Here is an 11,357-nt window from a genome sequence, read left to right as displayed (position 1 = left end):
ACCCATACAAATATTACCAAACATACATTGGATGTATATCAGTCAAAGGACACAAACTTTAAATCTAAACAAAGAAAGATTGTACTATTGACACGGACCATATGAACTACAAGATATACAATCAGGATGAACAGGCTAATCCCCTAGACTTAAATATCGCTAGTGCCAGTCACCCTATTGATCACCCAAATTATTGTAGAAACCGAAGAAAGTTAGTACTTAAGTTGTTAATTAATGAAGCAGGAAGAGGTTTTACTAAAATAGGAAAACTTCTCACCCATCCGTTACGGAAATTAAAATTTATGTAACGCTTTTTAAACGAATAGCGAGTATTATACGACCATCTATTGTAAAAATACAACCCAAAATTAATGAGCCAAGACTATAAAACAACTCTCTTTCACAATACCCATTGTTTATCGCCACGAGCCTTGTCAATCTCGTTAGTTTGTCAGCCATTCCATATCATAACTATTCCTGCCATGGTAAAATGTCATTTCGCCTAATTATCGTACTTTTCTTACTATCCAAGTATTAAAACGATACTCCATGATGGTACAACCACCATGAGCTTTCGATTCTCAAACAAATCACATTCTTGGACAGGGTTTATCTATCGACATTAGAAACGGTATGCAAAGTGTTAGACATCGACATTCAGGAGTTAATCGAGGTGGAGTAGTCCTCTTGACATAGTAATCGTTCTATATACGTAAAAGTTGCGAAAAATTTAAAAGACAGGGGGAAAGCAAAGGCTAAGTAATTGAGGATAAGTATGTTGGTATCTGATGATTTTAGGTTATTTGACAACAACTAAAAGTGACTAAATAGGTTACTTTTTTAAAGGCGTTGTACGTACTAAAGAATTTGTTAAATATCATATAGGGCTTACAAGGCATACTTCTATTGTAACAATGATAAGTGGTTCATCCGGTACTAGGTAGCCCCCACCAGCAAAAAAGAAACCTTGAAAGGCATTAGCCAATCAAGGTTATCTTTAAACTTTTTTATTTCTATTTTGTTTTCACTCCTTCTTTCATATTCTCTACTAAATTATTTAGCCACTGTAGAGGGGTTAATTCTATAGCTGGAAAGTAAACTTCGGCATTATTTTGAATAATATTTTCTTTCTCCTGTTTTGTTAAACTACTATTCAAAAACTTCTCACAATCCTTTATTGTAGACAGCAGACATTCTATGCTAGCTTCGTTTATAAACTCATCAATTGCTTGTTCTGGAGAACTGATGTCTTGATGAAATGTACCTCCTAAAAAATCTTCCAGTTCTTCTAAGTAATCATAAGTTTCATCCATAAACTATCCCTTCTTTCTATTTAACAGGATATCCTGTTAAAATAAAACTACCATTATTATCCTTTTTAAGTATTATTTTTGCGTTTGTAACATTCTCGATTAATTCTGAATTTCTAGTAGCACTTCTCCCAATTATTTCCCCATCACCTTTGAATTTTAAAGGTAAGGTAGGTCTACTATTTGGGTCAGATATCCACTTTTGGATTTTCTCGATATTCTTAGGGTCTCTAAGAACTGTATCAGCAACTTTTTCCGCTGTCATTCTATCATTAAAAGTTGAAGAACCTGTAATTTTGGGATTATTTTTTAATCTATCCAATAATTGTTCATCTGTTTTTCCAATATGCCTATCTATTAAATGCCCACCTTTTAGCTCATGTGCATTTAATCCACCACCAGGCGCTAGAGAACTCTTATCTCCTTGCTTAACATTATCTATACCCTATGTTGTAATCTTAAAAGCTAAAAATAAAAAAATCAGCCATTTTACCACCCTATTAAACTACTCCTTTCTCGTGCACTATCGGCAATCTATAGGCTGTTTTATGCTTCATCATGCCATAAACAATGTTCACAAGCCTTCTCATAATGCAAACCAATGCTTGTCCCTTTGTTTTGCCTTCTTTAAGCTTTCGTTGGTAGTAAGCATGAAACACAGGGTTCCGTGGCAGTTTACTTCCTTTTGCCACTTGTACTTGTTGGACTGCCAAGTTGTAAAATAAGGCGTGTAGCGCCCGATTTCCCTGTTTGCTTTTTTGTTCCTTACCTTTCCCACCAGACCCAAAGTAAACTGGCGCAATACCCGCAAATCGTGCTAATTTGTTGGCATTTGGAAAGCGTCTTACGTCACCTATCTCTGCAATTAAAGCTGAAGCTGTTACAAGGTCTATTCCTGGCATAGAGTCTAGCTGAAAGTCTAGTAAGCTCATTAACTCTTTTAATTCTCTTTCCACCTTGCCTATTTCCTGCTTTCCAAATAAAATGTGGCGCACAATGCTTTCTACCAAAAAGTTTCGAGTTTCCTGATATTCTTTTGTTGTGTTCCCATCTTCTATTACTAGCTTCAATATTTCATTCGCTTTTTTCACCGAACAAGTATTATGGCTCACTTCTAATAGGAAGGTGGTCAATTGTTTTATACTCACACCTTCTAAACAAGACGGTGATGGGTATCGTTCCCAAAATGCTAAAGCTGTTTTCCCATCCACCTCGGAGAAAAACTTCTTATAGCTAGGGTAATGGTGACTCAATTGAATATGCAGTTGATTCTTCAAAGCACCTTGCGCCTTCACCAATGCATTTCTTCTAGTGACCAATTGTTGTATCGACCAATATAAATCATGTGGCTTAGCATCTGACAAATGGCTAAGTTGTCTTACTAATATTCTAGCCACACATTCCGCATCCCAGCTATCACTTTTTTGTACGGTCACATGGCTTTTTCGTTCAGCATATGAAAGTGCTGGGTTAACCTCTTTTACAACTTGTCCATGGTCCGTTAGATATTGTGCCAGTGCTCGACCGTAACCCCCCACATCTTCTAAACCAAATACAGGTGTCAACCCTTCTTCTGTCAGTTTATCAATATCTAGTAAAAATGTTGAGAAAGCGGACGGTTTATTTTCAACCTTTATTTCATCAAGCTTCTCCTGCCAACAATTAATAATCACTGCCACATGATGCTGTTTATGTAAGTCTACACCCACATAAATGTGTTTCTGTTTTTCATGCATGGTTCATCCTCCTATTCAGTTGTCAATTATGGAATGAAAATGCCGGCAACCTTAGTTCGAGCGTTCACCAATTGGTGCGCATTGGTACGAAAGCCTATCCATTTTCACCTTTACATAGGGATATATAAGAAAATGAGTCTCTTTTTTAAGTAACCATTTAAATTATTGCTTCATGTTTGCCATTTGCTTGTATTTGTCCGTATGTATATATCCCTTGATAAAAACTTTCTCGGTCTAATATTCGCTTCACTTGTACTTTCGTAAATGCTTTCCCCTGGGTTGTTTGATACCCTTCTTCATTCAAAGCTTCTGCCAACCTAGACAGTGACCATTTTCTATGTAAGTGTTTCAACTCAAATAACCGTTTCACTACTTCTGCATGCCCGTTATGTATTTTTAGTTCCTTTTCACCCTTTTGTTTGGTATAGCCAAATGTCGCCCTTCCTCCTGCATATCCTCCTTCCTTAGCTTTCTTATTTCGCCCTTTCGTTAGTTTGAGGGCAATTTCAAGCCGTTGGTATTGGTCTAATAATTCCATCAAGCCGTTTACCAAGAAATCATTCGGATCTTTCTTATGGGCACTGTAAAATGGCTGTTCAATGCTCTTAATGTCACAGCCATATTTCTTCAACTCTCGTTGTATCAAGACCTTTACAATATCCGACCGCCATAATCGGCTTGTGTTCAGCACCACCACATAATCAATTTGGACAGACGAAAGGTGAGCCAACATTTCCTGTAAGCCCACCCTGTCAATTTCTAATGCTTCTTCATTTAGTTTTGCGCCACTGATTCCTTCATCTCTAAAGATGTGTATCAAGTTACAACCTTGTTCTTCACAGTATGCTTTAATTTCCTCTTCTTGATATTTCAAACTGTATCCATCTTTTGCTTGCCCTTGAGTGGATACTCGTATATACCCAACAACGTTCAACTTCTCACCCTCCCGTTACATAAATTTTAATTTTCGTAACGCTTTTTAACGAATACCGAGTATTATACGACCCTCTCCAGTAAAAATACAACCAAATTTTTGTCTGCCCTGATGCTAAACTAGTAACCTTCTTACGTAACCTACCTTTTATCGCCAAGAGCTTTGTCATACTCGTTAGTTTTTTAGCCATTCCCTTTCATAATTACCCCTGCCATATAAAATGTCATCTCGCCTAATTATCGTACTTTTCTTACTATCCAAGTATTAAAACGATACTCCTTGATGGTACAACCATCATGAGCTTTTGATTTTCATGTAAATCATTTTCTTTTTGTCTCACTCAAAAATCCTCACTTTCTTTTTACTAGATTTATGTATCTGTATCATTACCATCTTTAGCATTACGAGCTTTGTCATTGTCTTTAGTTTGTCTGTTTTACAGTATCATAAGTCTTCCTGCCACTTAAAATGTCATCTCGCCTGTTTATCTTATTATTTTCACAAACAAAGTACTAAAACAGAATGCCATGATGGTACAACCTTCATGAGTTATGAATTTCATTAATGCATCATCTATGTTGACCAAGATCTAAAACTTTAATAAAAAACACCTGTTGCTCAAAAGGCAATCAGGTGCTTTCTTCCATACTCTAAAATTTATCCATTATTAATATCACATTCAATTTCCTATACTTTCAACTTGTAATGTCTATTCAAGTATCCTTAAAAATTCAGTAAAGTTATCTGCCAAATTATATGTAACAGGCTCAAACTCACCAGATTCTTCATGAGACCATATACAAACAGATGGATTATTTTTATCTGTTCTAAAATCTAAACATACAAAGTCACCCGCAAATACACTAGCTATTGGCAATACCTCTGCCCCTAATAAGTCTTCGTTATCAGTTAACCTTTCACCTATTTGTGAAAATACAACATCTATGTCATAAATTCCTTTTGGATGATTCTCAATATCATCTAATATACACAAAAACCTTTCTATCGCATAACCTCGGTTGTTACACTCAAATGTTGCTTCCTCAACCTCTACACCATTATTTTCTTTTATAAATTCTAAGAAAGACTCTGGTAATAAAAGTCTCCAAAACTTTTCCTGATTTTTTATTAATTTATCAGAAGGCAATGGCCTTACTATAGTGTCCTGTTTGATTTTCATATTTGTTCTCCTTTCTTTACACCATACTATCTTAGTGCATTTGCACAAGTTCCAGTACACATATCTTGCCTTAATCAGAAAAACACCTTCGAGTCAAAACCAGGACAATACTTGTTTTTAGAATCAAAGGTGCATTTCATTTTATATTTATTTTAACGAGTTCATTTCTATACGAGGTTATTCAAATAGATTTTCGTACTCAGTAGACCAAAAGAATCCAGTTTGCATACACTTATTATCAATTCTCTCTAGCTCATCTTTTAACCAGTTTATTAATGATTCAGGTATATCGTTATCAATAAAGGCATCCTCACCGTTAACCTCTATTGCTTTATCAATCATGGATGTATAGGCTAATATACACTCTGCAAACTGATTCAAAGAAGAATTAACAAATATTTCTTCATAATTATCTCCATTATTAAGAAACACTATATTTTCTTCCTTCTCCGTAATACATATTGGATCGCCTGAACCAGTTGAACCTAAAAACCAATACTTTTGAAATTTATTTGATATATCAAATAAATGAGTAATAGGTCTAAGTTGTGGCGAAGTAAATTCCAAATACGGCGGTGGTGTCTCCGGTAGTCCACCTATAGACAAAAATTTCTTAACATCATCCGAAAAATCTGTAGCCATTATATCTTGTTCTTTAAATTTATTTAATGGCCCATTCTTAATAACATCCCATCTATCAACAAACTCTTCTGGTGTTATCATTCTCTCACCTTCCCGAATCTTTTATAAAGCTATCTAATCTTCTTGCAATTTCATCATCTACTCCAGTTATACCCCAATCCTTCTCCACATTATGGATACCACCATATCCAGGATGTAGACTTTTGGGAAGGGCAACAGCTTGCCCACCTTCTCCAATGTGATGATGACGCATTGGTTCTTGTATATACTCATTGTATTGGGGAAAGTGTTTTAAAAACTGCTCATCGACTTTTGGAACACGCCCTCTTTTTATCAAAGCTGTATTTTCTGTACTCCAAAACTCCGGATTACTTTTTAGGAGTGAATTAAAGAATTTCTTTGCATTTCTTTCCCATCCAGCAGCGTTAGTTCCTGAATGAGCCTTTCCTTTAAAATTCATTTCAACTACAAGCCTAGGATCAACTAAATATTCACTGTTGTATTCCGTAAGGTCTCTGCCTCTGTATGCTCTAACTTTATCATATTTACCATCGTTACTCCATTTTTGGAGTTTAGAAGTCTCATAATCTTTACCCGTACCCTTAGTACCAACACTACCACCTTTCCCCTCAACATCAAACCGATTAAGCTCCACAATATTCCCTATCGAATCAAATCGTTGAGGTCCAAAACCTGCTCCATCAAATGCCAGTGTTTTTGGTCGTAAGAGGTTATTCCAGTTTTTTATAGATTGTTTCGCATACTGAGAAGTTGCTACTATGGGACTTTTTAAAGTTTGATTGTACGTATTGTCCATTAATCGGCGCATTCTTTCTGGCATCAGATTATATTGAAAGGATTGCCTTTTAATCGAGTTTCCTGATGATACAACTACTGTACTTATACGAGATGGGCCTCCAGTAACCTTGGAAAAGGCAGATCCAGTTATTCCTGTTACAGAGGCTGCTAGGCCCAGGCTACTTAACCAGTGCTCCTTTGAAAATGGTTCATCTGGATTAACGGATGAACGAACTAAGTCTACGCCACCTAGCGTCCAATAATTTGTAAAATCATATACCGAATTCATGGATTGTTCAGATCGATAGGATAAACCGGACCAAAAAGCTTTCCCTCCATCTAGTGCACCTAGTGTCAAATAATTTGTGAAGTCGTAAGTCGAATCAAACTTTTTATTGTTTCTATTATCAAAACCATCCCCGATATCTTGGCCAATTCCTTTAAAACTCTCCCATGATTTTTCAAACATGTTTAACTTTTCTTTTTCTTTACTTTCTATCTTACAAACTTTATTGAAATCTACTTCTTGTTTGTTCCCATTAATGATATCTTCTGCTTTAAACTGTAATTCCCTCTCTGTTTTTTCCACTTTAGACTTCGTAATAGAAACCAACATCTTGGTACCATCTAGTTTTTGCTGATAACGCTTCATATCATCGAGTAATCTGTTTTCTAAATATTTAATACTACTAGTCGTTCCACTTCCAGTAGGCAACCTATTCATTCGGTGTAGGGACTCATCTGCTTGTCTTTCCGCTTGCCTAATTACCTTTCCTAAGGCTTCCAGGTCATGTAGATTCACTTTCATCATACTCATGAGTAATACGAGACCTTTTGCCGATAGTATTGAAGCTTATTTCTCGTTTCCTGTCGAAGCTCCGAGTATGTTTGCTCCACTTTTCTTTTAGATTGGGCTACCTCTGAAATGCACCTATTAAACTCGCGCCTTGTATTTCCCAACCAATTTCCTGAGTTAGCAGCACAACCTCTTTTAAATGTGTGATCGGCATGATGAAAGTCCTGTATAGCTTGATCTAGTCGAGATAAGTATTCCTCCAGTTCAGCTGCTTTACGTAGATAACGTTGCCGTTCCCTTCTCCGCTCCGCCTCTTCCGCACTCACTAACATTCGCCATTCCCCTTCCAAATATTTCTATTACTATGGTAGCGAATCACTGAAACTATTGGTATATTACATATTGCCTGTTTTATCTAAATACTGAATAGGCTTATAGGTTTAGATGATGAGTTTATCTGGGTAGGATGTAGGAGAAAACGACAATATGGAAATAAACAGTAGGTCTGTTATTTTGTCTTACCATTGGGCTTGTGAGTAAGCTTAAATTAGAAGTAAATTTTCCTTTGGCATTACGTTGGTAAATCAAACGAGGGACTATTGATTAGTAATCACAGTGTTTATCTCATTAATTAATCGTGGTGGCTCTTTCCCCATACGTACTGGCTCAGATTTCCACAAACAGTGGTTCCATCTATCAATGTATCTTTCAACAGGGGCTGACCCGATATTATTGGTCCCTAACACCCGAGTCTTTATCAATATAAATATCTCTAAATCTCATATGATTTTTCTTATAGAATGTTTTCAACAGTAATATAATAGGAATAATGAAAGCAATTCCTAAGAAGGAAAAAATATTAACAAATGTGAGTACCACATATGTCACGATCATAGCTAATAAAAATGTATGAATAATAAGAATCATAGCATTAAACGAGATGAGTTGGTATAACCTATTTTTCATCCCTTTATTTAATTGTTCATTAAGCATTCCTTTTAAATATGTAATTTCTACCCGCCCTGTTTGGTAAGGTTCTATTAGCCAATGAATAAATTTCCTCATTCATACTCAACTCCCAACATATAAAGAATAAGCTAACTATTCTAATCTTTTATTCTGTCTCGGAAAATATCATTCTGTTTCTAACCCTTTAAAAATAACATTGACATTTGTTCATGATCAAATAAAAAAGACCTTCTATAATTAGATCCGCTGATTAGTCAGCGTATTCTAATTATAGAAAGCAATTCTACTATCCGAGAAAATAGTTCTGTTGGTGTGAAAAACAATACAGAAAGTTCATACCCTTTCTATCATCTGCTTAGCCTAATCATTCTCCCTTAAAGACATATCTATCACTTTATCTTTCAACAGGGGCTGACCCGATATCCAGAAATAACGCCATTTATTGTTCTTCTTCTGTAGACAACTTATCATTTTGTCCGACAGGGTCTACTCCCTCATTTAAGAACTCGTCTATCGCTTGCTTATTTTGTTCAAAATCAATTTCTAGTACGTCTCCAGCATGAGAGTAATTACCATCGGTATAAGATCCTTGTATAGGAATCGTCAACGTTTGAACATCATTAACAGGATTTAAAAGAAACTCTTTTCCTATGGAAAGAACCTGCATTGTACTTATATTTGTTTCCATATAAGGGGTTATTGTTCCTACCAGTTTAGGTAGTTTGGTAATCCCATTTAAACTAAGTACTTCATCTTTTAGTGCACTTACAACCTGTTGCTGCCTTCTTACTCGTCCAAAATCTCCCTCTGCATCATGCCTAAATCTAGCATAATTAAGTAATTCAAGACCATTAAGTTTTTGCAAACCAGCCTCTAATTCGACGTCAAGTTTAGCAGACATATCTTTCTCAACATCTATTTCAATTCCTTCAGGAGCTAATACGTCTACTACATCTACAAACCCCTGGAAATTTACAACAGCATAATAATTCAAGTCTATTCCAAAGTTCTGTTTAATTGTTTTTCTTAAAAGCTCTGGACCACCTAGAAAATAAGCTGTGTTAATTTTATAGTTTTGGTAGTCAGGAATCTGAACATACATATCTCTCATCAATGAAATAAGTTTTACCGTTTCATTGTTCGTATCATATTGTGCAATCATGATGGTATCTGTTCTAGATTGTTCATCTGCACGAGCATCACTACCGAGTAGAAGGATATTGATTTCACCTTCAAATGGCTCCACGCCATTAAATTCTTCATCATTATTGTTGTTATCAACAACAGACTTTTCAGCCAGTTTTTTACCTTGGTTAAATTGTATGATGGAATAAGTCGTTATACCTGCTATTATGGCAAAAATTATGAGTAAAAATATCAAAAATTTCTTTTTCTTACTGCGCTTTTTTTTAGTTAACCTTCTTTGCTCCAATTTGATCCATCCTTATTTTAAATAAATTTATTCATAGATTCGATTTTAACATTGTTTATACGACAAATATATCAAAAAAATGAAAATAAATTAATTAAGAAAATATTATATCGGACCAAAGTCATCTCTTTTAAATATTTATGTGAATGGGATAGATGGAATAATATTAATTTTATATTCTTACTTATTTACATTAGCAAATAAGCTTTGATAATCTGTACTCTTTTTACTTATTTATTTAACTTTCAACTATAATGTAATTAAAACCATTGAAATGTGCCACCTTAGACATATCATTTACAACCAAATGAAAAAAGGTAGAGCAATGAACGACAGAGCGTTTACCACAGAAAATGATCTATAACAATACAAAATTGCACTCAATATGATCAGCATCTCCCAAATGGGTCAGGTCAACTCTTTCATACTGGTAGACTATTACTTACTGTGCAACATGAGTCTTCACTTTTAAGTGACTTTGTGAAAAATGCACTTAAGCCACGAAGCTGGATAGTGGAAGTAGAAAGTAATTTTTAGAGGTTAAAACAACCTCTAAAAATTTAATTTGATGGTGTATATCGCTTATCTAGTTTGTCACGATGAGACTGAAAAATATCTTCGAGAGAAATATCATAGTTGTTGGCAATCACAATAAGGTTTCCTAGAACATCCCCAAGTTCTTCTGTTAATTCTTGTTTTTGTTGTTCTAATGTTCCCGTACTTTCATCTGGTCTGTCTCTACCAATTTCAAGCTCTCTTATAGCTCTTGCAACTTCCCCTGTTTCCTCAGCTAAAAAACCAATTCGAATAAAAATGTCTAATTCAGACCATCCTCGTTGTTCATAATACGCTTTAACCCATTCCTGAAACTCAATAACATTCAAGATTTCCCCCTCCTTTAATAGTCCCCTTTTAGCCTATCAGAAAAAACTATATAATGAGAAGGAAAATCAATATATTTATAGTTTATCGGAGGTTATTAATTTGGAATGTATAGCGGTTTTTTGTGGTTCAAGTAATGGAGCGTCTGATATTTATAAAGAAGGTGCCATTCAATTAGGAAAAGAATTAGTCAGGCGTAATATTACATTAGTGTATGGTGGTGCAAGTGTGGGAACTATGGGGGCGGTAGCTGATACTGTCTTAGAAGAAGGTGGGAATGTCATAGGTGTTATACCAAGACTTCTTGAAGAGCGTGAAATATCTCATCAAAATTTAACTGAATTATATACCGTAGATACCATGCACGAAAGAAAAGCGAAAATGGCAGAATTAGCGGATGGATTTATTGCATTACCCGGCGGTCCGGGAACTTTAGAAGAGTTTTTTGAAATATATACATGGGCGCAAATTGGATTACACCAAAAACCTTTTGGGCTTCTTAATATTAATGGATACTACAATCCTCTTGTTGACCTACTTGACCATATGGTAGAGCAACAATTTTTGCAGGAGAAATATCGCTCATTAGCTTTATTAAATTCAAATCCTAAAGACTTAATTGATAAATTTAATACATATGAACCACCAACAATAAAAACCTACAACAAATAAACAGTT

At 35.2% G+C, this 11,357-nt stretch carries 14 protein-coding genes; 3 read left to right on the top strand and 11 right to left on the bottom strand.

The features are described from left to right. The first annotated feature begins 101 nt into the window (after positions 1 to 101). Both H7K77_RS21085 and H7K77_RS17840 read left to right on the top strand, forming a co-directional pair. On the top strand, positions 102 to 308 hold the full coding sequence (locus H7K77_RS21085; protein WP_222599438.1) for a hypothetical protein: 207 nt from the start codon (positions 102 to 104) through the stop codon (positions 306 to 308). Between the two features lie 269 nt (positions 309 to 577). Continuing rightward, on the top strand, positions 578 to 682 hold the full coding sequence (locus H7K77_RS17840; protein WP_328701162.1) for a helix-turn-helix domain-containing protein: 105 nt from the start codon (positions 578 to 580) through the stop codon (positions 680 to 682). A gap of 331 nt (positions 683 to 1,013) precedes the next feature. Here the strand turns inward: H7K77_RS17840 and H7K77_RS17835 are convergent, their stop codons facing one another. From H7K77_RS17835 to H7K77_RS17785, 11 genes are all read right to left on the bottom strand, one after another. Beyond that, complete coding sequence (locus H7K77_RS17835; protein WP_186579833.1) at positions 1,014 to 1,313, bottom strand: contact-dependent growth inhibition system immunity protein; 300 nt, start codon at positions 1,311 to 1,313, stop codon at positions 1,014 to 1,016. Positions 1,314 to 1,329: 16 nt separating this feature from the next. Beyond that, a complete protein-coding gene (locus H7K77_RS17830; RefSeq protein ID WP_328701161.1) occupies positions 1,330 to 1,668 on the bottom strand; it encodes an RNase A-like domain-containing protein in 339 nt (112 codons plus the stop codon). Between the two features lie 142 nt (positions 1,669 to 1,810). Beyond that, the gene (locus H7K77_RS17825; protein ID WP_186579831.1) at positions 1,811 to 3,046 is read right to left on the bottom strand and encodes an IS110 family RNA-guided transposase; all 1,236 of its coding nucleotides are present in this window, start codon (positions 3,044 to 3,046) and stop codon (positions 1,811 to 1,813) included. Positions 3,047 to 3,203: 157 nt separating this feature from the next. Continuing rightward, a complete protein-coding gene (locus H7K77_RS17820) occupies positions 3,204 to 3,980 on the bottom strand; it encodes a recombinase family protein (RefSeq protein ID WP_186579829.1) in 777 nt (258 codons plus the stop codon). 709 nt (positions 3,981 to 4,689) lie between these two features. Beyond that, positions 4,690 to 5,160 (bottom strand): SMI1/KNR4 family protein, encoded by a 471-nt coding sequence (locus H7K77_RS17815; RefSeq protein WP_186579827.1) that lies wholly within the window; start codon positions 5,158 to 5,160, stop codon positions 4,690 to 4,692. Between the two features lie 177 nt (positions 5,161 to 5,337). Beyond that, on the bottom strand, positions 5,338 to 5,883 hold the full coding sequence (locus H7K77_RS17810; protein WP_186579825.1) for an SUKH-4 family immunity protein: 546 nt from the start codon (positions 5,881 to 5,883) through the stop codon (positions 5,338 to 5,340). A gap of 4 nt (positions 5,884 to 5,887) precedes the next feature. Beyond that, positions 5,888 to 7,411, bottom strand: a complete 1,524-nt coding sequence (locus tag H7K77_RS21380) for a hypothetical protein (protein ID WP_235988990.1) — start codon at positions 7,409 to 7,411, stop codon at positions 5,888 to 5,890. 2 nt (positions 7,412 to 7,413) lie between these two features. After that, positions 7,414 to 7,728: a hypothetical protein gene (locus tag H7K77_RS17800; protein ID WP_186579823.1), complete on the bottom strand. Its 315-nt coding sequence runs from the start codon at positions 7,726 to 7,728 to the stop codon at positions 7,414 to 7,416. A 397-nt stretch (positions 7,729 to 8,125) separates the two neighbouring features. After that, the gene (locus tag H7K77_RS17795) at positions 8,126 to 8,461 is read right to left on the bottom strand and encodes a hypothetical protein (RefSeq protein ID WP_186579821.1); all 336 of its coding nucleotides are present in this window, start codon (positions 8,459 to 8,461) and stop codon (positions 8,126 to 8,128) included. A 343-nt stretch (positions 8,462 to 8,804) separates the two neighbouring features. Then, on the bottom strand, positions 8,805 to 9,797 hold the full coding sequence (locus H7K77_RS17790) for an LCP family protein (RefSeq protein ID WP_186579819.1): 993 nt from the start codon (positions 9,795 to 9,797) through the stop codon (positions 8,805 to 8,807). Between the two features lie 560 nt (positions 9,798 to 10,357). Then, positions 10,358 to 10,681, bottom strand: a complete 324-nt coding sequence (locus tag H7K77_RS17785; RefSeq protein WP_186579713.1) for a MazG nucleotide pyrophosphohydrolase domain-containing protein — start codon at positions 10,679 to 10,681, stop codon at positions 10,358 to 10,360. A 100-nt stretch (positions 10,682 to 10,781) separates the two neighbouring features. Here H7K77_RS17785 and H7K77_RS17780 point away from each other — a divergent pair, with 100 nt between their 5' ends. Further along, positions 10,782 to 11,351 (top strand): LOG family protein, encoded by a 570-nt coding sequence (locus H7K77_RS17780; protein ID WP_186579711.1) that lies wholly within the window; start codon positions 10,782 to 10,784, stop codon positions 11,349 to 11,351. Positions 11,352 to 11,357: the final 6 nt, after the last annotated feature.

This window comes from Aquibacillus kalidii (genome assembly GCF_014280935.1).
Taxonomy (GTDB): domain Bacteria; phylum Bacillota; class Bacilli; order Bacillales; family Amphibacillaceae; genus Aquibacillus_D; species Aquibacillus_D kalidii.
The sequence above is the reverse complement of the archived record's forward strand: the minus strand, read 5'-3'. Positions and strand labels throughout refer to the sequence as shown.

What these genes read in the sequence shown, in the direction of transcription:
- H7K77_RS17835 (WP_186579833.1), bottom strand. Translation starts at nt 1,313, where the DNA reads ATGGATGAAACTTATGATTACTTAGAAGAACTGGAAGATTTTTTAGGA.
- H7K77_RS17810 (WP_186579825.1), bottom strand. Translation starts at nt 5,883, where the DNA reads ATGATAACACCAGAAGAGTTTGTTGATAGATGGGATGTTATTAAGAAT.
- H7K77_RS21085 (WP_222599438.1), top strand. Translation starts at nt 102, where the DNA reads ATGAACTACAAGATATACAATCAGGATGAACAGGCTAATCCCCTAGAC.
- H7K77_RS17795 (WP_186579821.1), bottom strand. Translation starts at nt 8,461, where the DNA reads ATGAGGAAATTTATTCATTGGCTAATAGAACCTTACCAAACAGGGCGG.
- H7K77_RS17825 (WP_186579831.1), bottom strand. Translation starts at nt 3,046, where the DNA reads ATGCATGAAAAACAGAAACACATTTATGTGGGTGTAGACTTACATAAA.
- H7K77_RS17800 (WP_186579823.1), bottom strand. Translation starts at nt 7,728, where the DNA reads ATGTTAGTGAGTGCGGAAGAGGCGGAGCGGAGAAGGGAACGGCAACGT.
- H7K77_RS21380 (WP_235988990.1), bottom strand. Translation starts at nt 7,411, where the DNA reads ATGATGAAAGTGAATCTACATGACCTGGAAGCCTTAGGAAAGGTAATT.
- H7K77_RS17815 (WP_186579827.1), bottom strand. Translation starts at nt 5,160, where the DNA reads ATGAAAATCAAACAGGACACTATAGTAAGGCCATTGCCTTCTGATAAA.